21 protein-coding genes and 1 tRNA gene are annotated in these 23,377 nt (G+C 68.7%); 15 read left to right on the forward strand and 7 right to left on the reverse strand.

Translation table 11 applies throughout. The features are described from left to right. Positions 1-13 precede the first annotated feature (13 nt). The gene (locus BS329_RS11280) at positions 14-3,649 is read left to right on the forward strand and encodes an ATP-dependent DNA helicase (RefSeq protein ID WP_244197109.1); all 3,636 of its coding nucleotides are present in this window, start codon (positions 14-16) and stop codon (positions 3,647-3,649) included. Between the two features lie 414 nt (positions 3,650-4,063). Here the strand turns inward: BS329_RS11280 and BS329_RS11285 are convergent. Beyond that, positions 4,064-4,136: transfer RNA gene (locus tag BS329_RS11285), tRNA-Arg, on the reverse strand. 382 nt (positions 4,137-4,518) lie between these two features. Here BS329_RS11285 and BS329_RS11290 point away from each other — a divergent pair. The 10 genes from BS329_RS11290 (at position 4,519) to BS329_RS11340 (ending at position 14,164) form a co-directional block, all read left to right on the forward strand. Beyond that, the gene (locus BS329_RS11290; RefSeq protein ID WP_076159046.1) at positions 4,519-5,172 is read left to right on the forward strand and encodes a response regulator; all 654 of its coding nucleotides are present in this window, start codon (positions 4,519-4,521) and stop codon (positions 5,170-5,172) included. Beyond that, complete coding sequence (locus tag BS329_RS11295; RefSeq protein WP_076159049.1) at positions 5,172-5,786, forward strand: trimeric intracellular cation channel family protein; 615 nt, start codon at positions 5,172-5,174, stop codon at positions 5,784-5,786. The genes BS329_RS11290 and BS329_RS11295 overlap by 1 nt, the downstream gene beginning before the upstream one ends. An 85-nt stretch (positions 5,787-5,871) precedes the next feature. Next, a complete protein-coding gene (locus BS329_RS11300) occupies positions 5,872-6,564 on the forward strand; it encodes a response regulator transcription factor (protein ID WP_076159052.1) in 693 nt (230 codons plus the stop codon). Continuing rightward, positions 6,561-7,985, forward strand: coding sequence for a HAMP domain-containing sensor histidine kinase (locus BS329_RS11305; RefSeq protein WP_076159055.1), 1,425 nt, complete (start codon positions 6,561-6,563; stop codon positions 7,983-7,985). The genes BS329_RS11300 and BS329_RS11305 overlap by 4 nt, the downstream gene beginning before the upstream one ends. A 22-nt stretch (positions 7,986-8,007) precedes the next feature. Continuing rightward, positions 8,008-8,526, forward strand: coding sequence for a signal peptidase II (locus tag BS329_RS11310; RefSeq protein WP_076159057.1), 519 nt, complete (start codon positions 8,008-8,010; stop codon positions 8,524-8,526). 294 nt (positions 8,527-8,820) lie between these two features. Then, complete coding sequence (locus BS329_RS11320; RefSeq protein ID WP_076159060.1) at positions 8,821-9,621, forward strand: DeoR/GlpR family DNA-binding transcription regulator; 801 nt, start codon at positions 8,821-8,823, stop codon at positions 9,619-9,621. Beyond that, on the forward strand, positions 9,618-10,700 hold the full coding sequence (gene galT, locus BS329_RS11325) for a galactose-1-phosphate uridylyltransferase (RefSeq protein WP_076159063.1): 1,083 nt from the start codon (positions 9,618-9,620) through the stop codon (positions 10,698-10,700). Before BS329_RS11320 ends, galT begins: the two co-directional genes overlap by 4 nt. A 72-nt stretch (positions 10,701-10,772) precedes the next feature. After that, the gene (locus BS329_RS11330; RefSeq protein WP_076159066.1) at positions 10,773-12,158 is read left to right on the forward strand and encodes a S1C family serine protease; all 1,386 of its coding nucleotides are present in this window, start codon (positions 10,773-10,775) and stop codon (positions 12,156-12,158) included. A gap of 261 nt (positions 12,159-12,419) precedes the next feature. Next, the gene (locus BS329_RS11335) at positions 12,420-13,118 is read left to right on the forward strand and encodes a response regulator transcription factor (RefSeq protein WP_076160189.1); all 699 of its coding nucleotides are present in this window, start codon (positions 12,420-12,422) and stop codon (positions 13,116-13,118) included. Further along, complete coding sequence (locus BS329_RS11340) at positions 13,115-14,164, forward strand: sensor histidine kinase (protein WP_076159068.1); 1,050 nt, start codon at positions 13,115-13,117, stop codon at positions 14,162-14,164. Before BS329_RS11335 ends, BS329_RS11340 begins: the two co-directional genes overlap by 4 nt. On the opposite strand, the gene BS329_RS11345 is transcribed toward BS329_RS11340, so the two are convergent. Continuing rightward, complete coding sequence (locus BS329_RS11345) at positions 14,161-14,964, reverse strand: MBL fold metallo-hydrolase (protein WP_076159071.1); 804 nt, start codon at positions 14,962-14,964, stop codon at positions 14,161-14,163. The two genes, BS329_RS11340 and BS329_RS11345, sit on opposite strands and share 4 nt — an antisense overlap. 245 nt (positions 14,965-15,209) lie before the next feature. Here BS329_RS11345 and BS329_RS11350 point away from each other — a divergent pair, with 245 nt between their 5' ends. Continuing rightward, on the forward strand, positions 15,210-15,710 hold the full coding sequence (locus BS329_RS11350; protein ID WP_005155592.1) for a MogA/MoaB family molybdenum cofactor biosynthesis protein: 501 nt from the start codon (positions 15,210-15,212) through the stop codon (positions 15,708-15,710). Between the two features lie 3 nt (positions 15,711-15,713). Continuing rightward, entirely contained in the window at positions 15,714-15,884 is a 171-nt protein-coding gene (locus tag BS329_RS43845) for a hypothetical protein (RefSeq protein WP_167480002.1), read from the forward strand. A 6-nt stretch (positions 15,885-15,890) separates the two neighbouring features. Here BS329_RS43845 and mscL read toward each other — a convergent pair whose 3' ends face one another. The 3 genes from mscL to BS329_RS11365 all read right to left on the reverse strand — a co-directional run bounded on the left by mscL (position 15,891) and on the right by BS329_RS11365 (position 17,442). Further along, the gene (gene mscL / locus BS329_RS11355) at positions 15,891-16,295 is read right to left on the reverse strand and encodes a large-conductance mechanosensitive channel protein MscL (RefSeq protein ID WP_076159073.1); all 405 of its coding nucleotides are present in this window, start codon (positions 16,293-16,295) and stop codon (positions 15,891-15,893) included. 63 nt (positions 16,296-16,358) lie between these two features. Continuing rightward, positions 16,359-17,000 carry an SAF domain-containing protein gene (locus BS329_RS11360; protein ID WP_076159076.1) on the reverse strand — a complete coding sequence of 214 codons (642 nt, stop codon included), beginning with the start codon at positions 16,998-17,000 and terminating at the stop codon, positions 16,359-16,361. A 115-nt stretch (positions 17,001-17,115) separates the two neighbouring features. Next, the gene (locus BS329_RS11365) at positions 17,116-17,442 is read right to left on the reverse strand and encodes an FmdB family zinc ribbon protein (RefSeq protein ID WP_076159079.1); all 327 of its coding nucleotides are present in this window, start codon (positions 17,440-17,442) and stop codon (positions 17,116-17,118) included. Between the two features lie 382 nt (positions 17,443-17,824). Here BS329_RS11365 and BS329_RS11370 point away from each other — a divergent pair, with 382 nt between their 5' ends. Then, on the forward strand, positions 17,825-19,189 hold the full coding sequence (locus BS329_RS11370) for a pyridoxal phosphate-dependent decarboxylase family protein (RefSeq protein ID WP_076160192.1): 1,365 nt from the start codon (positions 17,825-17,827) through the stop codon (positions 19,187-19,189). Here the strand turns inward: BS329_RS11370 and BS329_RS11375 are convergent. Beyond that, the gene (locus BS329_RS11375) at positions 19,153-20,415 is read right to left on the reverse strand and encodes an FAD-binding protein (protein ID WP_076159082.1); all 1,263 of its coding nucleotides are present in this window, start codon (positions 20,413-20,415) and stop codon (positions 19,153-19,155) included. The two genes, BS329_RS11370 and BS329_RS11375, sit on opposite strands and share 37 nt — an antisense overlap. Before the next feature lie 157 nt (positions 20,416-20,572). Between BS329_RS11375 and BS329_RS11380 the strand changes: the two genes are divergently transcribed. Then, entirely contained in the window at positions 20,573-21,586 is a 1,014-nt protein-coding gene (locus tag BS329_RS11380) for a methyltransferase (RefSeq protein WP_076159084.1), read from the forward strand. A 66-nt stretch (positions 21,587-21,652) separates the two neighbouring features. Here BS329_RS11380 and BS329_RS11385 read toward each other — a convergent pair whose 3' ends face one another. Next, positions 21,653-23,314 carry a (2,3-dihydroxybenzoyl)adenylate synthase gene (locus tag BS329_RS11385; protein ID WP_076159086.1) on the reverse strand — a complete coding sequence of 554 codons (1,662 nt, stop codon included), beginning with the start codon at positions 23,312-23,314 and terminating at the stop codon, positions 21,653-21,655. Positions 23,315-23,377: the final 63 nt, after the last annotated feature.

Genomic DNA, 23,377 nt, shown 5'->3' on the forward strand with positions numbered 1-23,377 from the left:
CAACGCCTCCTGTGTGCTGCTCAAGAACATCGGAAGTAACCGCGATGACGCCTACGAGCTACGACATGCGGGAAGGCCGTTTCACGAGATCGACAACGCGCGCATTCCGTGCCTGGACGAGCGGGGCACCTTTCTGAGCCCTCGCTCGTACGATCGTGTGAAGGAACACCCGTACCGGTTCAACCCCGCTCTTAGCGGGTGCCTGCGACCAACGACGGTCACGATCCCCGCATACGCCGCCCATGCCATTCCGTACCGTTGGCTGAACAGGTCTACCGTGGAGGACGTAGCGCGGGATGTAGATGTCGACTATCGTCCTGAGCTTGAGGAGTTCGTGGAGGCGACGCTCAAGTACACCCCAGCGTGGGTGATGCACGGTGACAACCAGAAGGAACTGATAGATCGGTTCTGGGCAGACATCGAGCCGGAGTCGTCGCTTGTCTTCTTCTACGCCAAGCATTCTCCGTTCGATGGCAGCGGACCGGAACGGAATTTGCTGGTGGGCGCGGCGCGTGTGACCGGAATCGAGCCTCCAGGTCCGTGGAAGACCAACGGTCGCTCTCCTTTCCCTAACCATATGTGGGAAACGACGGTCAAGCACTCGCTTCGCCTAGACGGTCTCGACGGCATCTTTCTGCCGGTGACCGAGCTCGCCAAGCTTGACGCGGACGGGACGGATGTGTCGTCTGCGTTGGTCCGGGTGCCCGAAGAATTCGGCCGCGAGTTCTCCTACGCCACCGAACATGTTTCGTCGGACACCGCGATCGCCATACTTGAGCGCATGTTCGAGGCGGCGCAGCGGTGCGCCGAGCTCGGAATTGACGTTCCTGGCGCCTCGTTGGACTGGGTTTCGGACCGCGTCGGCGAGCTTTGGCTCAGCCGTGGTCCCGCGCCCGGCCTCGGCGCCGTGCTGAAGGCCCTTGGCGTTCGGTACGGATCGCTGGTCGCACGCAAGATCGTGGCGGTGACTGCGGAAGGGGTTGACCCGTGGGATGTTCTGGTCGAGGCATTGGAGGGTCGCAGCCCGCATAAGGAAGTCGTCGAGGAGATTTCGACCACGCCTCGCAAGGTGTGGCGACGTCTTGATGATATCCGACGCCGCGCATTCAAACTGATGTCCCGTTTCCAGCTCACCTATGAGCGGGTCGCAGCGATCATAGAGTCCGAAGATTGGTCGGGATTTCTTGATAATCCGTACCTCGCTTGCACGCTACTAGTGCAGCCTCCCTTGCGTCTTCCGTTTAATGTGATCGACCGGGGTTGCTACCCGAGTGCGTCCATTCGCACGCGGTTTCCGTTGGAAGAGCCGTCCGCGATGAGTGACGACCTCGATTCGAGGCGTGTCGAGGCGTTGCTAGCGGATGTACTCGAGGAAGCAACTCGACAGGGGCATACCGTGCTGCCGCTGGACCACGCCCTTTCTGCGATTGAGCAGCGCGCGCTCAAGGAGCGGTGTCCTGTCACCGAAGAGGTCCTGCGCGCGCACAGGTTGCATCCCAGCGATTTGCTTTACGAAGAGGATGCCTGGGCGCCGCTCGTCGGTGTGACGTTGGCCGACGGATCGCCCGCGTTCAAGTTGGTGTATCGGTACGAGCAGGCCGTGTTCATTCGGCGGTGGCTGGAAAGTCAACGAGCGATACCGCGCCTCCCGGTGCCGGATCGGCTACCTGAGCTGATCGATGAGGTTCTCGGCAAGCACAGACCGGCCGACGAATCGGATGCTGAAGCGGAGCGCCGAGCTCGACGAGAGAAAGCAGATGCGCTCGCCGAGTTGTTCGCGTCGCCGCTGACTGTGCTCAACGGCCGCGCGGGCACTGGAAAGACCACGCTGATCCGGGCACTCGTCCGGCATCTCACCGACGTGGGTCGACAAGTGCTGCTGCTGGCTCCCACCGGAAAGGCGCGGGTACAGCTCCAGACAAAGGTAGATCACGAGGCGAAGACTCTCGCTCAGTTCCTCTCCGCTTGTGGACGTTACGACCGGGAGCGCGGCTACTATTGCACTCCGGAGAGGAAGAAAGCACCCCATTATGACACCGTCGTGGTGGACGAAAGCTCAATGCTGACCGAGGATCAACTCGCCGCCTTGCTCGACGCACTCCCGCAGCCGCGGCGGCTCATTTTCGTTGGCGACCCTCGGCAGCTGCCGCCGATCGGTGCGGGACGTCCGTTCGTCGACCTGATCACCTTTCTGGTCGACGAGGAGGAGCTGCCCGCGTTCCCCAAGGTCGCGCCCGGCTATGCCGAGCTCAGTGTGCTCCGCAGACAGGCCGGGCAGACGAGGGACGATCTCCAGCTCGCCGCATGGTTCTCGGGAGACGAGATCCCCGATGGCTTCGATGAGGTGTGGCAGCGTCTGCACACCAACGTTCTAGAGTCCAGCCTGGCAGCGATCCCATGGCAGAACAGACGACCCGAGGACGTGATTCGCGAGGCGCTCGGCGCTCGGCTGGGTATCACAGGGCCGGACGAGTTCGAGTTGTCCTACGGGGGACGGCGCAACGGTGAATGGGTGAACTTCGAGACGGGGTCGGCCGAGGACTGCGAACGCTGGCAAATTCTCTCGCCGACCCGGGGACGCGGATGGGGCACGGTTGAGATCAATCGGCGGCTGAAGCACCGCTTTCGCGAGCGAGCGATGAGACACGCCCGCCTACCCGACGCCAAGCGGTGGGTTCCCAAGCCGATTGGCGTTGAGCAGATAGTCGTCGGTGACAAGGTACTCAACACGCGAAACCAGCAACGCGCGGACGGCTTTCCGAGGCACACAGGTCTCAAGTACGTCGCTAACGGCGAGATCGGTTTGGTGATCGGTAAAATCGGGAGAAAGGGAACGCGTCCGAAGCAGACGAATGTCGAGTTCTCCTCTCAGCTGGGCACCCAGTACGGCTACGAGAAGGATGACGAGGAAGATCCGACGCTCGAGCTCGCCTGGGCCATCACCATCCACAAGTCCCAGGGGTCGGAGTTCGGCACGGTATTTGTGATGTTGCCCAGCTCGGTTCGTCGGCTGTCGAGAGAGATGCTGTACACGGCGTTGACGCGTCAGCAGGAATCCGTTGTGCTGCTTCACGAAGGCACTATCAACGAGCTGTTCGAGCTGACGAGCGCGGCGGGTTCGGAAACCGCACGTAGGCTCACGGATCTTTTCGGTCCACCTGACCCTCGGCAGGTCAGGTTTCCGGATGGCCAGACCATGGGCGTGTACGACGCCCGCCTGATCCATCTCACCGCCAGCGGCGTCCTCGTCCGCAGCAAGAACGAGGTCATTGTTTCCCAAATCCTCGACGAGCTGGCTCCCGGTTCTTGGAGCTATGAGGAACCACTGACCATCAACGGGTGGACCCGTAGGCCGGACTTCACCGTCGCGGCCGGCGGCCGAAAGATCTATTGGGAACATCTCGGAATGTTGGAGCTTCCCGAGTATCGGAGGAACTGGGAACGCAAGAAGGCCTGGTACGCCGATGGTGGAGTCCTTCCGCACGAACAGGGTGGCGGGCCTGAAGGAGTTCTGATGTGGACAGACGACGCCGATGGGGTTGATGTGCCGGGCTGGACGGAACACGCTCGTGCGGTCATCGGCACCGGCGCTGCGCTGCCCGTGGCGCCGGTGCGTACGAGGAAAAAGACGATCCGACGGACTCGATGACGATCCCGGCGGGTTGAAGAACAGCGGAGCCGGTCGAATTCGCCTGCCTTGACGCCTGGATGAACGCTTGCCACTCGACGGGTGTGGAGCAGTAGTGCGGAGCCAGCGTCCGGTCCTTGGAGCCCCACATATACCTGCCGCCGCACTTCGCGATGTCGTGCTTGATGCGGGTCGCAAGGGCTGATCGATGGTCAAGGCTTGATGCTGCGCTACGCGGAACGGGAACTCAACGACGCCGCGTTCGCCGGGATGCGCGGTCGCAGCTCGACGCTCTGGCGCACCGAACTCAGGCACGTACTGGACCTGGCCGCCTGACTGAGCAAGGTGGCCGCCGAACGATGCGATGGCACCGCTCGGCTGGCGAAGAGGCTCACTGCGGAGGTGCGCGTCCTTGATCCGTGCCCATCCTTGGAGTGCCCCCGGCAGGATTCGAACCTGCGACACCCGCTTTAGGAGAGCGGTGCTCTATCCCCTGAGCTACGAGGGCATGTACTGCCAGGCACAGCCTACCGGGTGGTCGCCCCCTTCTGGGTAGGGAGGTGCCCGTCACGCGCGAGTCCGGGCAGGGAGGGCATGCGGCCGGCGAGGTGAACCGCGGGGATGCCCCGAACGGCGGTTGCGTCACGGAAGCAAGGGGAGCATGGCGCGCAACCCGGCCACTGGCCGTGTAGTGACACTCGACCTGCGGATCCGCGCCCGAGCGGCCACACTCGACCCCAGCGAAACAGGGACTGAATCGAAAGCTAGATCGACACAGATGACCCGCACGGGTCACTCGTACGTGTCTGGTTTCGAAACGCTGAACAACAGTAGGTAATCTTCGTTAACGGGACGCGAGACGCCGCTCCCCCGGCTGCCGGAGGGCTTCGTTGATCAAGCTCATGTTCGCCGACGACGAGGAACTGGTCCGTTCGGGCCTGCGTGCCATGATGTCCGGCGCCGCCGACATCGAGATCGTGGGCGAGGCGAGCGACGGGAGGTCAGCGGTCGAGGTCGCCCGGCGGTACCACCCCGACGTCGCGTTGCTCGACATCAAGATGCGGGCCCCTGACGACGGCATTCGCGCGCTCAGGGCCATCCTCGCGTTGCCGGATCCACCGACCGTCGCGATGTTGACCACGTTCGACATCGACGACTACGTCAGTCTCGCGCTCAGGCTCGGGGCCAACGGCTTCCTCCTGAAGGACATCGACCCGGCGGCGCTGCTCAGGGCCGTGCGGGACCTCGCCAGGGGTGGCGCGGTGCTGGACCCGGGGGTCGCGGCGCGGATGGTGCAGTCGCACCGGGACGAGCAGCGGGCCGCGCAGCCGGCGCGCAAGTTGCTCGCGTCGCTGTCCGAGCGGGAGCGTGAGGTCGTCGGGCTGATCGGGCAGGGGATGTCCAACGCGGAGATCGGCGGGCGCCTGCATCTGTCCGAGGCCACGGTCAAGGGTTACGTCTCGGCCGTCCTGTCCAAGATCGGCGCGGCGAACCGGGTGCAGGCCGCGCTGCTGGCCTACCGCGGTGGCCTGCTCGACCAGTAATGATCCTCACCGCGCTCGAGTTCCTCGGCTTGATCGCGTTCGCGGCTTCGGGTGCGCTCGCGGCGGTGCGATCGGAGTTGGACGTGTTCGGGGTGGTCGTCGTCGGGCTCACCACGGCGCTCGGCGGCGGGATCATCCGTGACGTCCTGCTCGGGATCACGCCGCCGACGACCCTGCGGACCTGGCCTTACCTCGCGGTCTGTGGCGGGACGGCGCTGGTCGTGTTCGTGTTCCATCCGCAGGTCGCGAAGCTGCGGCGCGGCGTGCTGCTCGCCGACGCGCTCGGGCTCGGGGTGTTCGCGACGGCGGGTACCACCATCGCGTTGAACGCGGGGGCCACTCCCTACGCGGCGTGCCTGATCGGGATGACGACGGGTATCGGTGGCGGCGCGGTGCGTGATCTCCTGCTTCGGGAAATCCCGCTCGTGCTGCGGAAGGAGATCTACGCGGTCGCGGCGCTCGCGGGGGCCGTGCTCGTCGTGGTCGGTCACGCTCTGCGACTGCCGGCGGGTCCGGTGACGGCCGTATCAGCTGCCGCGGTCGTCGGTGTCCGGATGCTCGCTTTGTGGCGGAGATGGAACGCACCTGTTGCAAAAGGCCCCGAGACCGGCTGAAACGCCTTGCGGACCGCTCGATTTCCTTTGTTTGTTCTGTGTGTGTTCTTAGGCGAGTCTCAGCACGCTGCGTAAGACTGTCGCCATGCGCATCCTCGTAGTGGACGACGACAGGGCCGTCCGTGAATCACTCAGGCGATCCCTTGAGTTCAACGGGTACCAGGTCGAAATGGCCGGGGACGGCGCGCAGGCCCTGGAAGCGATCATCGCCAACAGACCCGACGCGATGGTCCTCGACGTGATGATGCCGCGGCTCGACGGCCTGGAGGTCGCCCGACGCCTGCGAAGCACCGGTGACGACCTGCCGATTCTCGTGCTCACGGCGCGGGACACCGTGTCCGATCGCGTGTCCGGTCTCGACGCCGGCGCCGACGACTACCTCCCGAAGCCCTTCGCGCTCGAAGAGCTCCTCGCTCGCCTTCGCGCGCTGCTGCGCCGTGCCATCCCGGATCCGCAGGCGGCGCAGAACGCCGAGATCCTGTCGTTCGCGGACCTTACCTTGGACCCGGGGACGCGGGAGGTGCGCCGGGCCGGGCGGGAGATCAGCCTCACGAGGACCGAGTTCGCGCTGCTGGAGCTGTTCCTCTCCTACCCGAAACACGTCCTGACCCGCAGCCGGATCCTGGAGGAAGTATGGGGATACGACTTCCCGACGTCGGGCAACGCGCTGGAGGTCTACGTCGGCTATTTGCGCCGAAAGACCGAGGCTGGGAGCGAACCGAGGCTGATCCACACGGTCAGGGGAGTGGGCTACGTGCTCAGGGAAACCCCGCCGTGACCGACCCGGTCCAGGTCGGCGACGTGTCCGGAAAGGATCCGCGCGGCGACCGCTGGAGCACGCGGCGCTTCTCGCTCCGCGGCCGGGTGACCCTGCTCGCGGCCGCTTCGGTGGCGGGCGCGGTGGCGCTGGTGTCCCTCGGTGCGTACCTCGTCGTGCGCGACAACCTCTACCAGCAGGTGGACGACAACCTGCTGGCCCGCGCACAGGCCGCGGTCGACTCGCCGCAGGTGCAGACCGAACTGCAGCAGGTGCCGGGCGCCTTCCTGGCCAGCGCGGACCTGCAGATCGGCCAGCTGACGGTCGGGGAGAAGATCCGGCTGACCTATCCGCAGTCCGGCAGCCGTCCGCCGTACGGCGAGGACGAGATCGCGGTCGCCTCCGGGGACAAGGCGTTCTCCCTGCGCACCGACCCGAAGACCGACAGCCGGGTCGTCGCCCTCCCGCAGGGCGCGGGGCAGGCGATGGTGCTCGCCCAGTCGCTCGGCCCGACCAAGCGCACCTTGAACGAGCTTTCGGTGGTCCTGTTCCTGATCGGCGGCGCCGGGATCCTGGTCGCCGCGGCGGCGGGAACGGCCGTCGCGCGAGCGGGGCTGAGGCCGGTCGACAGGCTGACGTCGGCGGCGGAACGCGTCGCCACCACGGGTGACCTGCGGCCGATCCCGGTCAGCGGCGACGACGAACTCGCCCGCCTCACCCAGAGTTTCAACACGATGCTCGGCACGGTCGCCGAATCGCAGGAACGGCAACGGCAGCTCGTCGCCGACGCCGGTCACGAGCTGAGAACCCCGCTGACCTCGCTGCGCACGAACCTCGAACTGCTGCTCTCGGCGAGCAGGCCGGGCGCGCGCACGCTGTCCGACGAGGACCGCAGCGACATCGAGGCCGACATCCGCGGCCAGCTCGACGAGCTGACCCAGCTGATCGGCGACCTCGTCGAACTCGCGCGCCAGGACGAGCCGCGGATCGAGCACGAACGGGTCGAGATGGTCGACGTCGTCGAGCGCGCGCTCGACAGGGCACGCCGCCGCGCGGGCGAGATCGAGTTCGACGTCTCGCTCCAGCCGTGGGTGCTGACCGGCGACACCAGCGCGCTGGAACGCGCGGTGCTGAACCTGCTGGACAACGCGGTGAAGTTCTCGCCCGAAGGGTCGACGGTCGGGGTCCGGCTGTACCCGGTCGGCGACGGCACCGCGGTGCTCGAAGTCGCGGACGCCGGGCCGGGGATCGCCGACGAGGACCTGCCGAAGGTGTTCGACCGCTTCTACCGCTCTTCCGAAGCGCGGACGCTGCCCGGTTCCGGGCTCGGCCTCGCCATCGTCCAGCACGCGGCGCAGCGGCACGGCGGCGACGTCTACGCGGGACGCGCTCCCGAAGGTGGCGCGCTGATGACCCTGCGGCTCCCGGGAGCCCCTGCCTGAGGGGTGATTACCCTGACGGGTGATGAGCACCGAGAACGCGCCTGAGACGCCGCCCCGTCGTCTGCTGTGGACACTGCTGGTGGCCGCGGTGCTGCTGGCGGCCGACCAGCTGACCAAAGGGTGGGCCGTCGACGCCCTGACCGGCCGGGCGCCGATCCCGGTGATCGGCGACTTCATCCACTTCCGGCTGCTCTACAACCCGGGCGCGGCGTTCTCCCTCGGCGCCGGTTCGACCTGGATCTTCGCGATCCTGGCCGCGGTCGCGGTGGTCGCGCTGCTGTGGATCTCGCGCAAGGTCCGCTCGGCGGGCTGGGCGATCTCGCTCGGGTTGCTGCTCGGAGGCGCGGCGACGCACCTGGGTGACCGCCTGTTCCGTGACCCCGGCTTCGCGCGCGGCCACGTCGTCGACTTCATCGACTACAACGGCTGGTTCGTCGGGAACGTCGCCGACATCGCGTTGTTCTTCGGCGCGGTTTCCCTTTTCGTGCTGAGTTTCCGCGGCGTCCCGATCGACGGCGTCAAGCAGACGGCCGAGGAATAGTTAGGCAGAACTCGTTCTCCTCGGGATCGGCCGCTCGACATCGTCGCCTGTCAGATCCAGGTGTACGCGGTTCTTGACGACTTTCGACTCCGGAACCAGATTGAAGAAGAGCCGTGGACCCGAAGCGGCTTCGACGAGCACCGAAGGGTCGTCTTCGGGACCGCTGAACCCCAGAGAGCGAAGGCGCTCAAGCTCTTCTTCGTCGTAGGGTGCGACTTCGTAGCCGTCGCGCCATGTTTGATCATGTAGGATTTTGTGTAGTTGATCCGGTTGGCAGTGGTGCAGGGAGGCTTCGTGCTCGCGCGGCAACGACAGGCGTTGATCCTCGAAGAGGCGCGCCGGACCGGGGCGGTCCGGGTCAGCGACCTCGTCACGAGGCTCGGCGTCTCCGACATGACGGTGCGCCGCGACCTCGACGTGCTCGCCGGCCGGGGGCTGGTGGAGAAGGTCTACGGCGGCGCCACCTCCATCGTCGGCAAAAGCACCGACGAGCCGGGCTTCGAGGCCAAATCCGTGCGTCAGCGCGCGCAGAAAGAGGCCATCGCCGCCGTCGCGGGCGGGCTGGTCCGGCCGGGCACCGCGATCGGCATCTCCGCGGGCACCACCACGTGGACGCTGGCCAGGGCGCTCGACGAGATCCCCGGCCTGACGATCGTCACGAACTCCATCCAGGTCGCCGACGTGCTGCGCGGCGCGAACCAGCCGGATCGCACGGTGGTCCTCACCGGCGGCGTCCGCACCCCGTCGGACGCGCTGGTCGGGCCGGTCGCCGTGCAGAGCCTGCGCTCGCTGCACCTGGACGTCGTCTTCCTCGGAGTGCACGGGATGGCCGACGGCCCCGGTTTCACCACGCCGAACCTCACCGAATCCGAGACCGACCGGGCGCTGGTCGAGGCCGGCCGCAAACTGGTCGTGCTGGCCGACCACACCAAATGGGGCATCGTCGGCATCTCCACCATCGCCGGGCTCGAAGAGGCCGACGTCGTCGTCTCGGACGACGGGTTGTCCGACAACGCGAGGGAAACGCTCACCGAGCAGGTGGGTGAGCTGATGATCGCCGAAACGGCGGAGACGGCTGAGGCTGAAGAAGCGTGAAGCGCACGGTAAGGCACCTGGCCGACGGCCGGGAGATCATCTATTTCGACTCGCCGGGCGCGCCGGAGCGCACCGCCGAGGACACCCGTGACCTGCCTCAGGTCGCGGCGGCGTCGGAGATCCGGCGTGACCCGCTGACCGGCGAGTGGGTGGCGATGGCCGCGCACCGGCAGACGCGGACCTACAAACCGCCCGCCGACCTGTGCCCGCTGTGTCCCACCAAACCCGGGAAGCCCAGCGAGATCCCGGAGCCGGACTACGACGTCGCGGTGTTCGAGAACCGTTTCCCCTCCTTCGCCCGCGATGTCATCGGCGATTCGTCCACAGTGGATGGCGCGGGGCTGGTGCCGGTCGCGCCGGGTGCCGGCCGGTGCGAGGTCGTCTGTTTCACCAGCGACCACGACGGTTCTTTCGCCGGGCTGACGGCCAAGCAGGTCCGCGCGGTCGTCGACGCCTGGGCCGACCGCACCGCCGAACTGTCCGCGATGGACGGTGTCGAGCAGGTGTTCCCGTTCGAGAACCGGGGTGAAGAGATCGGCGTGACGCTGCATCACCCGCACGGTCAGATCTACGGGTACCCGTTCGTCACGCCGAAGACCGAGCGGATGCTGGAGGTCGCGCGTGCCTACGAGGCCGAGCACGGCCGTCCGGTGCTGGGCGACGTCCTGGCCGCCGAGCGTGAATCCGGGACGCGGGTCGTGGTCGCGGGCGAGCACTGGACGGCGTTCGTGCCACCCGCCGCGCGCTGGCCGGTGCAGGTCCAGATCGTGCCGCATCGCCAGGTGCCCGACATCCCCGCGCTCTCGGACGCCGAGCGTGACGAATTCTCCGATATCTACCTCGAAGTCCTCCGCCGCTGCGACGGCTTCTACGACCGGCCCCTGCCCTACATCGCGGCCTGGAACCAGGCGCCCGCCAAACGCGATCGCGAACTCGGCTGGCTGTACCTGGAGGTCTTCTCGGTCTTGCGGTCCAAGGACAAGCTGAAGTACCTGGCGGGGTCGGAGTCCGGGATGGCCGTGTGGATCAACGACGCCACCCCCGAGCAGATCGCGGAAAGGCTGCGCGCCACTCGCTGACGGGGTCATACTCATGTGCGATGCACAGCATGGGCTCAGGAACTTCTCAGGACCATCGCGCAAGGTGGGGACATGACCGAGAACGACCCCAGCGGCCAGAACGCCGAGCAGGCGCGGCAGGCAGGTGCTCAGCCGGACGCGACCGGCCTCGGCGGCCATGCCACCCCGCACGGCGGAGCGCAGCAGGCCCACTCCTCCGAACAGCAATACAATCCGTGGTCGCCCCAGGCCCAGACGCAGACCCAGCAGGCGCCCCCTCCGGAGCAGCCGGCGCCGGGTCCGTACACCCAGGGGCACCACATCCCGGGCCAGCAGCCGCCCTACACCCAGCCGGGCCCGTCGGTGTACACGGTCCCCCAGCAACGGCAGGCCTCGAAGTCCACTTCGGGCAAGCTGCTCGCCGGTGTCGCGGCCATCGCGCTGGTCGTCGGCGGGGTCGCGGGCGGCACGGTCGGTTTCCTGACCGCGGATTCCTCCGGTGGCGGCTCCGTGAACGCGCTCGACGCGCCGAAGCCCGCCCAGCAGACGGGCAACCTGCCCGCCGGTTCGGTCGAGTCGGTGGCGCAGAAGCTCTCGCCGAGCGTCGTGGAGCTCCAGGTGTCCGGGCGTTCGGGTGCGGGCGAGGGCTCCGGCTTCGTGCTCAGTACCGACGGCTACGTCCTCACCAACAACCACGTCGTGGAGGTCGCCGCCGCGGGCGGGCAGATCCAGGCGGTGTTCCAGGACGGCAAGAAGGGTACGGCGACCGTCGTCGGCCGCGACCCCACGACGGACATCGCCGTGGTGAAGGTCAGCGGCGTCAGCGGGCTGACCCCGGTGGAGCTGGGCCGGTCCGACGACCTGCGGGTCGGGCAGCCGGTGGTCGCCATCGGTTCGCCGTTCGAACTGGCGGGCACGGTGACCTCGGGCATCGTCAGCGCGTTGAACCGGCCGGTGAGCGCCGGTGGCGGCGGCGACCAGACCACGGTGATGTCGGCGGTGCAGACCGACGCGGCGATCAACCCGGGTAACTCGGGCGGGCCGCTCGCGAACATGGCGGGCCAGGTCATCGGCATCAACTCGGCGATCTACAGCCCGAAGTCCAGTCAGGGTCAGGGCGGCGAGAGCGGCGGCAACGTCGGCATCGGTTTCGCGATCCCGATCGACCAGGCGCGCCGCACGGCCGACGACATCATCAACACCGGGCAGGCCACGCAGACGTTCATCGGCGCGCGAGTGCAGACGGCGCCGACCGGTGGAGCGCAGCTCGGTGAGATTTCGCCGGGTAGCCCCGCGGAGAAGGCGGGCCTCAAGTCCGGTGACGTCGTGACGAAGCTGGATGACCGGACGATCCCCAACGCGGACGCGCTCGTCGCGGAGATCCGCACCCGGGCGCCGAACGACAAGGTCAAGTTCACCCTCGGCGGTGACAAGGTAGTCGAGGTGACCCTCGGCGGCCAGCCGGTCACCCCGAATTAAACGCTCGGCCGCGGTGCGCGGCCGAGACCAAACCCCGGCTCGAACCCCCAGCGGGCCGGAACCAGAGCCACGCGCGACCGGCTGCCAATCCCGGTCGCGCGTGGCCCTTTCAACGCCGCTTTCAGAGCGCGGCCACGGCCACGCCGAGCCAGACGACGGCGAGGGTGAGCCCGTCGGCGGCCCGGCCAACCGTCCTGATCGTGCCGGCCACGGCGCTGGTGGTGAACCATCTGGTGCTGACGAGCTGGTGAGGTGGATTCGATGACAGAGCAGGGCCGGGTGCTCGTGGTCGACGACGACGAGACCGTCCGGGACGTCGTCCGGCGGTACCTGGAGGTCGCGGGCTTCGACGTCGACGTCGCCGGGGACGGCACCGAAGGGCTGCGCCTGTTCTCCGCGACCGGGCCGGACCTCGTGGTCCTCGACGTCATGATGCCCGGGCTCAACGGGCTCGAGGTGTGCCGCCGGCTGCGGCAGGTGAGCCAGGTGCCGGTCGTGATGCTGACCGCGCTCGGAGAGGAGGAGAACCGGATCGCCGGACTCCAGCTCGGCGCCGACGACTACGTCACGAAACCCTTTAGCCCCAAGGAACTCGCGCTGCGCGTGGCGTCGGTGCTGCGGCGGGCGCGGATGCCGCGGCCCGAACCGGCCGCGCGTCAGCTCACCGACGGCGACCTGTCGTTGCGGATGACCGCGCGGCAGGCGGCCCTCCGTGGCGCCGAACTTCCGTTGACCAGCCGCGAATTCGACCTGCTCGCGTTCTTCCTCGCCCATCCCGGCGTGGCGTTCTCGCGCGCCGATCTGCTGGAGAAGGTCTGGGGCTGGGACTTCGGCGACCAGTCCACGGTGACCGTCCACGTGAGACGGTTGCGGGAGAAGATCGAGCGAGATCCGGCGAAACCCGTCCGCGTCGCCACCGTCTGGGGCGTCGGCTACCGGTACGACCCGGTGCGGCCGTGATCGGCTCCGGGGAGTCGTTCGGCGAGATGCTGGCGCACGCCTGGCACATCCTGCCGTTCGCGCTGCTGTTCGCGCTGCCGGTGGTGCTGCTCGGCGTCCTGGCGCTGTACCTGCTCAGACGCGGTTCGCTCGCCAGCACGATGACGATCCTCGTGCTGATCCCGGTGCTCGCGACGCTGACCGCGGTCCTCGGGATCAGCGGGTTCATGTTCACCCCCGCGCTGACCACGATGACCCTGGTCTGCCTGCTGGTCGCGCTGGTGACCGTGCCACCGGCGCTCGCGCTCGGCCGCGCGATCGCCCGCCGCAGTGTGTGGGAACGCGAGGCACGGGAGCGGGAGCGCGCGGCCGAGGCGTCGCGGCGCGAACTGGTCGCGTGGATCAGCCACGACCTGCGCAGCCCCTTGGCCGGGATCCAGGCGATGGCCGAAGCCGTCGCGGACGGCGTCGTCGCGGAGCCGATCGAGGTCACCGGCTACGCGCGGCGGATCAGCGGCGAGACCACCCGGCTGTCCGGCATGGTCGGCGACCTGTTCGAGTTGTCGAGGATCACCGCGGGCGCGCTGCGGCTGACCATGGCTTCCGTGCCGCTGCGTGACGTCGTGAGCGACGCCGTCGCCGCGCAGGCGCCGCTCGCCGAGCAGAAGCGGGTGCGGATGATCGAGTACGCCGACGTGTGGCCGGTCGTCTCCGGCAGCGACCCCGAGCTGGCGCGGATCGTGCGCAACCTGGTGTCCAACGCCGTCCGCCACACCCCGCCGGACGGGACGGTCGCGGTCCAGATCGGCATCGACGGCGGCGAGGCGCTGCTGGCCGTCGACGACGGCTGCGGCGGGATCCCCGACGACGAGATCGGGCGCGTCTTCGACGTCGCGTTCCGCGGGACCCGGGCGCGGACCCCCGAACGCGGCGGGCTGGCGAGCGGCGGCGGACTCGGCCTGGCGATCGCGAAAGGCCTCGTCGAGGCCCATCGCGGCCGGATCGGGGTCCGCAACCACGGTCCGGGATGCCGGTTCGAGGTCCGGCTGCCGTTGGCGATGCCCTAGAGCCGCAGGAAACCCATGTCCGGGAAGTGGGCAGGCGCGATGATCGCGCCGGTCTCTTCGGCTTCGGCGAGGAACCGCTGCCGGGTGCGGAGGGCCAGGTCCGGGTCGAGGTCGCTGAGGAAGCTGACCCGCGTGTCCGTCAGCTGCGCGGGAGTGTGCAGGACGTCGCCGAGCACCAGCAGGCGTTCGTCGTCCGCGGTGATGTCGAGGACGTAGTGGCCCGGCGTGTGCCCGGGGGCGTGCCGCGCCACGATCCCGGGCGCGATCGGGACGTCGCCGCCGCTGATCGCCTCGGTCAGCCCGGCGCCGCGGGCGGTCTCCATGCCGACACGGCCCCATTCGCCCGTCCCGGCCGGCTCGATCAGGGCCTCCCAGTCGAGTTGCCCGAAGACGACCTGGGCGCCGGGGAAGGTCAGCTCGCCTTCGGGGGCGATCCAGCCGGTGTGGTCGTTGTGCAGGTGGGTGAGGAAGACGGTGTCGATCTCGCCGACCGGGCACCCCGCCTTGTCCAGCGCGGCCGCGAGGTCGCCGCCGGTGCCCATCGGCGGCGTCGGATCGCCTTTGGCGGGTGTCATGCCCTGGGGAAACGCGAACTCGCGCGGCCCGAGCCCGGTGTCGACGAGGATCGTGCGGCCGTTGCCGCGGATCAGGTACGCGCCGGTCGGGACGTGCACGGTGCCGTCCTCGTCGAGGACGTCCGGGTGGGCCTCGGGGTCGAGACCGGGGAAGAACGCGAGCGGCAGCCTGATCAGGCCGTCCCCGAGCGCCTCGATCTCGATGTCTCCGACGGTGATGCCCACCCGAACCCCCCAAAAGTCGCTTCCGTTGCCGGGAACGACAACCGGCCGGGGGCGTGGTCTGTTCCCGGTTTCAGCGACCGATGTAGCCGGGCGGACGCGAGGAGCCGTGGGCGCACAGCAGATCGGCGATATGGGAGCCTTCGGTGGCGGCCCCGGATCCGCCGCGCACGTCGGGGAATCGTCACAACTCGTGGCCCGGGACACCGCGGCGGCGAAGATCAGCCGAAACCGGATACGGTGTGCGTATGGAACGGAGCGCACAACGGCTTGGCCGCGCACTGGTGGTCATCGTGGACGACCGTGTCGCCCACGGCGAACACGAGGACAACACGGGACCGCTGGTCACGGAGCTGCTCGAAGAAGCGGGCTTCATCGTCGACGGTGTCGTGGTGGTCGAGGCCGAGACGGCCGCGATCCGCAACGCGCTCAACACCGCGGTGATCGGCGGCGCCGACCTGGTGATCACCGTCGGCGGCACCGGGGTCTCCCCGCGCGACCGGACCCCGGACGCGACCGCCGGTGTGCTCGACCGCCCGATCCCGGGCATCGGCGAGGCATTGCGCGCGTCCGGTCTGGCCGCGGGCGCGGTGGACGCGGGCATCTCCCGCGGGCTCGTCGGCGTCTCCGGCAGCACGCTGGTGGTCAACCTCGCGGGTTCCCGCGCGGCCGTCCGCGACGGCATGGCGACGCTCTCGTCGCTGGTGCCGTACGTGATCGACGAGCTTTCCGGGCTCGAAGAGGCCTGAACCTTGGCGGAAGACCAGGACAAGCGCCCCACCGAGGCGACCCGGCGCCGGGTCGACGAGATCTTCGGCGACGTCCTGCCGGACACCACCTCCGACGAGCGAGAGCCGGGGCAGCGCACCCCGGACTCCGACTCGTGGTACCTGGAGAACCGGCCGCCTCACCACGACCGGTGATCCTGGTCAGCGTGCGCGGTCCTGCTGCGCGCGCAGCAGGTCGCGGATCTCGGTGAGCAGTTCGACGTCGGTCGCCTCCGCCGGGCCCGCCTCTTCACCGCGCTTGCGCCGCTCCTGCACGTGCTTGACCGGCAGCACGATCACGAAGTAGACGACGGCCGCGACCAGCACGAAGTTGATCGCCGCGTTGATCACGCCGCCGAAGTCGAGGAACGTGGAGTCGTTCTCGGCGAGGATGTTGAACCCCAGCCCCTTGGCGGCGTCCGAACCACCGATGGTGTTGATCAGCGGCTTGATCAGGCCGTTCGTGAAAGCCGTGACGATCGCTGTGAACGCGGCGCCGATGACCACCGCGACCGCGAGGTCGACGACGTTCCCGCGCATCAGGAAGTCCTTGAAACCCTTGAGCAAGACGCTCTCCTCTTCACAGCTTTTGACCGGGGGGACGCAGGCGCCCGCTTGAACGGGCGCGAGCTAGCGGAGGGTAACCGCCAGGGATCGTTCCAGCGAAGTGGCGGCGACCCGTGTCGCGATCGCGGCGGGCAGGGAGAGCAGCACCAAAGGTCCCTTGCTCCCGGCGCGGGCCGCCCTCGGCTCCGCGGTGTCCGGCGCGCCGACGGCCGCCACGACGGCGGCGCTGGCCAGCACGGACGCGTCGCGCCCGGCCTCGGCGGCCGCGACGACGTCGACGCGCTGACCCGGTCTGAGCAACTCCGCGACCCCGGCGTCGGCGAGCCTCACCGGCACGGTCGAACTCCCCGGATCACCCGTTCCGGGGATGGCCGCTCTCACCAGCCGGACGTCGGTCAGCGGCTCACCCGCCCGCGCCGCGCCGACGAGCATCCGGCCCTCGACCGAGGCGGCCTGGTCGGTGGCACCCTGTGGACGGACGTCCTCCGGGAGGTCCACGACCTCGAGGTCCCCGGCGCTCAGCAGCGTCCCGGCCGGGAGGTCACGGGCGGAGACCACGGTCGCGGCGCCGGGCGTGCCCCGCGCGGACCCGGGCAGGACGAGCGCGACCAGGCCGCCGAGCAGCAGGGACAGGGCCAGCCAGCGGCGCAACAGCCGCGCCGGCCTGCCCTGGAGTCTTCGTGGGACGGGTAGAGCGTGGAACACGGGATTCCCCCTCGTCGATCGGTGATGATCTCGACGCTAGGGGGCCGTGGCGGGGCCGGGAAGAACGAAAACCCCCGGCTGTGGATAACCGGGGGCCTGTGGACAACTCGGGACGTCAGGAAGCGGCGGCGGCCGTTTTCGTCGTACCCGTGGAGGAGGATGACGCGCTTTTGGTCTCCGGCTTCGACTCGGACTTCGACTCCGACTTGGTCTCGGTCTTGGCCTCGCTCTTGGCGGGGGTCCCCGAGGTCGTGTTGGCCTTCGAGTCACGCGAATCGTTGCGGTAGAAACCGCTGCCCTTGAAGACCACCCCGACCGAGCTGAAGACCTTGCGAAGCGGGCCCGAGCACTGCGGGCACACGGTCAAGCTCGCGTCGGAGAACGACTGCACGGCCTCGAAAGCGTGGTCGCATTCCTTGCAGGCGTATTGGTAGGTGGGCACTGCCGCTCCTTCGTGCATTGGCACTCAACCGACAAGAGTGCTAACACAACACGGTACCGGGGCATTCCGCCGCAGGTCAAACAAGGTTTCCCAAGGTCACACGACGCCCTGGTCACACCGTCTGCACCGCGCTGGATCGTCACCTGCCCGGGGCTGAAGGGGTGGCTGCGATGACCGGCACTTACGTCGTCTTGGCCAAGCTCGCGGAGCAGGTCAGGTCCCGCTCGCGCCGACGTGGAAACTCGGAACATCCGGTCTGTCGGGGCGGGAAAACGCCGCGGTGCTGGGTTTGACCCCTCAGCGGGTGAGCCAGCTGATCGGAAGCAAGGAAGGGTACGACCGCGGACGGTTGAGTTCGCGACGATCGAAAGGGAGCCGTCCGATGAGTGAGTTGCGAGGTTTGCTGGCCGAGGTCGCCGCCAGGGTGGCCGACTACCGCGAAAGCGTGGCCGACGGGCCGGTCTTCCCGGAGGAGACGGACATTCGCGACGCGCTCGGCGAGCTGCCCGAGCATCCTCGCCCGGCGGCTGACGTCATCGGCGAGTTGGCCGAAGCCGTCGCGCCCGCGCTGGTGGCGACGACCGGGCCGAGGTACTTCGGGTTCGTCACCGGTGGCGCGCTCGACGCCGCGACGGCGGCCGACATGCTGGCGACCGGCTGGGACCAGTCCGCTTTCAACGTGGTCACGTCACCGGCCGCCGCGATCGTCGAGGACGTGGCCGGCGAGTGGCTCAAGGACGTCCTCCGCCTGCCGTCCACCGCTTCCTTCGGGTTCGTGACCGGCGGCCAGGGCGCGAACACGGTCTGCCTGGCCGCCGCTCGTCATCACGTGCTGGCGCGGGCCGGGTGGGACGTCGAGCGCCGCGGCCTGAACGGGGCACCGCCGCTCAAGGTGATCGCGAGCGAGGAGCGCCACGCGACGATCGACCGGTCCTTGCGTCTGCTCGGCTTGGGCACCGACGCCGTCACGCCCGTCGGCGCGGACGGGCAGGGCGCGATCGACATCGACGGCCTCGAGCGGACGCTTGACGGGCCCGCAATCGTTTGCCTTCAGGCCGGGAACGTGAACAGCGGCGCCTTCGACGACTTCGCCGCCGCGACGGAGATCGCCCATCGGCACGGTGCGTGGGTCCACGTCGACGGCGCCTTCGGGCTCTGGGCGGCCGCGAGCCCCGCAAGTCGTCCTCTAGTTGCCGGGGTCGAGCGAGCGGATTCGTGGGCGGTCGACGGGCACAAGTGGCTCAACGTCCCCTACGACAGCGGCTACGCCTTCTGCGCCCATCCCGGGTCGCATGCGGCCGCGATGTCCCTCACGGCCGCGTATCTGACCGGCCAGGGCGACGGCGACGTGCGAGCGCCGAGCGACTTCGTGCCCGAGTCCTCCCGTCGGGCGCGGGGATTCGCGACGTGGGCGGCGCTCGGCGAACTGGGCCGCGCGGGGATCGCCGAGCTGGTCGAGCGCTGCTGCGCGCTGGCGAGGCGGTTCGCCGAGCAGCTCACGAAAGCAGGCTTCACCGTCGTGAACGACGTGGTGCTGAACCAGATTCTCGTCAGCTTCGGCGACGAAACGGATCGAGTCGTCGAAGCTGTGCAGCGATCCGGCGAGTGCTGGATGGGGACGACCACCTGGCACGGCCGGCGCCTGATGCGTGTCTCCGTGTCCAGTTGGAGCACGACCGAAGCCGACGTCGACCGCAGCGTCGCGGCGATTCAGGCGGCCTGGGCGTCCGTCGCGTCCAGGGGATAGGCGTAGCTCGCGCCGCCGAGACGCCGCGCGGTCGCGTGCAGTGCGGCGTTGGCTTCGCGCATACGGTGCAGCGTCACGGAATCTCCGGGTGGAGCGGTCCGCTGGACGCCGAACAGCACGGTGTACGGATCCCGCGCGGCCGGGACCTGGGGAGCGGCCACCCGCGCGGTCGGGAAGAGATACAGCAAGACACTGCCGCCGACGCCGAGCATGTCGGGCGTCAGCTCGGAAAAAGCCGCCGCGAGAACGGCTTCCGCGTGCTTCCCCGGCAGCAGCACGTTGGCGCGCGGATGCGGGTGGTACCACGAACCGGTCGACCGCAGCCGCGCTTCGATCGGCTGGATCCGGTCGAGGAAGTCCCGGTAAGCCGCTTCGACGATCTCGGCGGAATCGTGCCGGAGGTCGCCGATCGGCGGCGACTGCGTGCTGACCGCTTCCAGGACGAAACGCCAGTGCCCGTCCACGTACTGCGCCTGACCGTCCACGTGGTCGAAGCGGAGTTCGTCCACCAGTCGCCGCTGATCGCCGAGGTAGGCGCCGAGATCGTGATACGTCAGGCGGTGCCGACGGACCTTCGCGGGCGCCCGGGTCAGCGCGACGGTGGCGCGCGTGATGATCCCGTGCCGCCCCTGCGTCCCGCGGACGGCGTCGAAGAGTGCCGCGTTGCCGGTGGGCGAGCAGGTCACCAGTTCACCGTCGGGGGTGACGACGTCGAGGTCGTGGACGTTGTCGGCCTGTGAGCCGTACCGGTGGCTCGCGCCGCCGAAACCGCCGGTGGACAGCAAACCGCCGACGGAAAGGTCGAGGTAGTCGGGGAGTACCGGCGGGACGGTGCCGGCGCGCAGGGTCGCGTCGACGACCGCGCGCCAGCGGGCGCCCGCGTCCACGCTGATCCGGTCCGGCCCGAACGGGCGAACCCCGCCGAGTGTCGACATGTCGATGACGATTCCGGCGCCGGTCAGCGCCTGTCCGTCGACCGAATGCCCGGCACCGCGTGCCACGACGGGGATTCCGTGTGCCCGGCCGAAGCGCACGAGTGCCGCCACGTCGACCGCGGTGGCCGGGAAGGCGACGGCGAGCGGGCGGCGGTGGACATGGCCGCCGAAGTCCCGCTCAGCGTCCGCGAGGTCACGTTCGCGGACGCTGAGCGTTCCGGCGAGTTCGGGCAGCGCCACGGCTCCGCGTCCGGGGATCGCCAACCGGGGTTCGAAATCGTGGTGTGCCACGGGATGCGACCTCCGGTCCGGGGAACTGCCCTCTCCTGGAGTGAACGACGGTATCGGCCGCGGGCGGCGGCACGCCTCTTCCCGATTGCGAGCAGTCGTGGATAAGCCTGGCCGCACGTCTCGCCCCTAGCCTGACCGAAGGGCGAAGGGAGCAAAAATGTCGGTCGACGACGCGGGACGGCTCGGGCTGAGGGCGTTGGCGGATCTGGCGACACCGATGGCGGTACGCGTGGCGGCCACGTTGCGGGTCGCCGACCACATCGCCGGCGGGGCGCGCACCCCGGCCGAACTCGCCGCGGCCACCGGCACGCACGCGGGTGCGCTGGACCGCCTGCTGCTGCACCTGGTTTCCGTCGGCCTGTTCACCAGGGACGATTCGGGCGCCTACACGGCGACCGAACTGGGCGAGCAGCTCCGGGACGGCCATCCGCGCAGCAAGCGGAAGTGGCTCGACATGAACGGCGCCATCGGCAAGGGCGACTTGAGTTTCGTGGACCTCGCGCACGCGGTGAAGACCGGCGAGGAGTCCTATTCGGTGCGCCACGGTGTCCCGTTCTGGGACGACCTCAGCGGCGACGCGGAACTTTCGGCGTCGTTCGACGCGCTGATGGGGCACCACATCGCGCTGGACAACTCGGGCATTGTCGACGCCTACGACTGGGCGAGTCTCGGCCACGTGGTCGACGTCGCCGGTGGTAGTGGTGCACTGCTGGAAGCGTTGCTGATCAAGCACTCCGGGCTACGCGGCACCCTGGTCGACCTGCCTGGCCCGGCGGCGAACGCGCGGGAGCGCTTCACCGGAAACGGCCTGGCCCCTCGGGTCGACGTCGTGCCGGGAAGCTTTTTCGACCCGTTGCCCGCCGGTGCGGACGCGTACGTGCTGTCGGCGATCATCCACGACTGGGACGACGAACCGTCGGTCGCGATCCTGAAGCGCTGTGCGGAGGCGGCCGGGGAAGACGGCGTCGTCTTGCTGGTCGAGGCGATCGGTTCCGACGGCGAGACTCCGAACACCGGGATGGACCTGCGCATGCTCATCTACAACGGCGGCAAGGAGCGCGGCCTGTCCGAACTGGCGGAGCTGGCGCGACGGGCCGGGCTCCAGGTGCGCGGGACACACAGGGTGGGCCGGAAGTCTTATATGTCCATTGTGGAATTAGTCAAGGCGTAGCCGAGGTCCGTGAAGGCCTCCTTTTGAGGGACTCTGGGTCCCTCAAAAGGAGGCCTTCACGGATTTTCAGGCGGCGTCGGCGACCTGAGTGAGACGCGAGGCGATGTCAGCTCGTAGCGCCTTCTTGTCCACCTTGCCGATTCCGGTGGCGGGCAGGGCGTCCACGACGACCAAGCGCTCCGGGAGCTTGAACCGGGCGGCGCCCGCGGCGAGCATCAACGCGTGGAGGCTGTGCAAGGAAACAGCTTTCGTGGCGACCACGTAGAGACAGACGACCTCGCCGAGCTCCGCGTCCGGCATCGCGACGGCGGCCGCGTGCTCGACACCGTCCAGTGCGAGGGCGAACGTCTCGATCTCCTCGGCGTTGATCTTCTCCCCGCCCCGGTTGATGACGTCCTTCTCCCGCCCGGAAACCACCAGATAGCCCTCGGGTGTCATCCGGACGATGTCGCCGGTGTTGTACCAGCCGTCGATGAACGATCGCGCGTTCAACTCCGGTGAGCGGTAATAGCCGCGCGTCGTGTAGGGGCCGCGGACCAGCAGGATGCCCGGCTCGCCGGGAGGAACCGGCGCGCCTTCTTCGTCCACCAAAAGGATTTCGTCGTGCGGTGAGATCGGCTTGCCTTGGGTGTGCAGGATCAGCTCGTCCGGGTCATCGAGCCGGGTCAGGCACAGAAGCCCCTCGCCCATCCCGAAAACCTGCTGCAGCGTGCACCCGAGCTTGGGCCGTACCCGCGCCGCCAAAGCGGGATCGAGTTTGGCCGCGCCGATCTGGATCATCTCCAAAGTGGACAGATCCCAGCCGGGATCGGTGTCCAGGTACTCGATCCACCGGTGCAGGATCGCCGGCACCGCGGACGTCGCGGTGATCCGCTCGCTCTCGATCAGCGGCAACGCCTGCTGGGGCGCCGGTGACGGCGCGATGACGACCCGCCCGCCGGAGATGAGCGCGCCGAGGATCCCCGGCCCGGTGTTGGCGAACCCGTGTCCCAGCGGCAGCACCACCAGATACGAGGTGTCCGGCCCGAACCGGCAGATCTCCGACGCCGTCTTGATCATGTAGCTCAAATCGTCGCCGCTGCGCGGGATCAGCTTCGGCAGCCCGGTCGTCCCGCCGGACAGCAGGAAGGTCGCGACGGCGCTGCCTGTCGGCGCGGCGGCGTCGAGCGCCTGCGAGACCTCGGCGGGCTCGTCCGTGACGAACAGCGAGCGAAGGTCGATGTTGCCGGGATGCACGTCCTCGCCCACGACGAAGACGAGCCCGTCCGGCAGCACCTCGCGGGCCAGCGTCTGGTGGTCGAATCCCTTGTGGACATCCGGGACGACGATCGCGGTCGCCTCGGCGTTGGCGAGAATGCCGCCGATCTCGTGCTCACGGAACTGCGGCATCGTCCACACCGGAACCGCGCCGAGTCGCAGACAGGCGACCGTGGTGACGACGAATTCCCAGCAGTTCGGCAACTGGACGACGATCCGGTCGTCGGCGCCGATCCCGGCCGCGCTCATCCGGATCGCCGCGCCGTCGGCCTTCGCCAGCAGTTCACCGAAAGTCAGCCGTACGTCCCCGTCGACGAGGCAGACCTCGTCCGGGTACTTCCGCGCGGTGTCGGCGAGATGCGCCCCCAGTGACCGGCCTTCCCAATAGCCCTCGGCGAAATAGCGGTCCGCGACGTTCCTCGGCCAAGGCACGACTCCCGTCCCGGTCGACCGCCCCGCTGATCCCGGCATGGCTGCTCCTCCTCGCTATGGGTCCCGAACGGACCCTAGGGACGCGATGCGCGCGCGGGCGTC

The sequence above is a fragment of the Amycolatopsis coloradensis genome (genome assembly GCF_001953865.1).
GTDB classification, from domain to species: Bacteria; Actinomycetota; Actinomycetes; order Mycobacteriales; family Pseudonocardiaceae; genus Amycolatopsis; species Amycolatopsis coloradensis.

Coding starts and splice junctions, on each gene's coding strand:
- BS329_RS11370 (WP_076160192.1), top strand. CDS start 17,825: ATGAGTGAGTTGCGAGGTTTGCTGGCCGAGGTCGCCGCCAGGGTGGCC.
- BS329_RS11350 (WP_005155592.1), top strand. CDS start 15,210: ATGGAACGGAGCGCACAACGGCTTGGCCGCGCACTGGTGGTCATCGTG.
- BS329_RS11330 (WP_076159066.1), top strand. CDS start 10,773: ATGACCGAGAACGACCCCAGCGGCCAGAACGCCGAGCAGGCGCGGCAG.
- BS329_RS11310 (WP_076159057.1), top strand. CDS start 8,008: ATGAGCACCGAGAACGCGCCTGAGACGCCGCCCCGTCGTCTGCTGTGG.
- BS329_RS11300 (WP_076159052.1), top strand. CDS start 5,872: ATGCGCATCCTCGTAGTGGACGACGACAGGGCCGTCCGTGAATCACTC.
- BS329_RS11295 (WP_076159049.1), top strand. CDS start 5,172: ATGATCCTCACCGCGCTCGAGTTCCTCGGCTTGATCGCGTTCGCGGCT.
- BS329_RS11385 (WP_076159086.1), bottom strand. CDS start 23,314: ATGCCGGGATCAGCGGGGCGGTCGACCGGGACGGGAGTCGTGCCTTGG.
- BS329_RS11380 (WP_076159084.1), top strand. CDS start 20,573: ATGTCGGTCGACGACGCGGGACGGCTCGGGCTGAGGGCGTTGGCGGAT.
- BS329_RS11335 (WP_076160189.1), top strand. CDS start 12,420: ATGACAGAGCAGGGCCGGGTGCTCGTGGTCGACGACGACGAGACCGTC.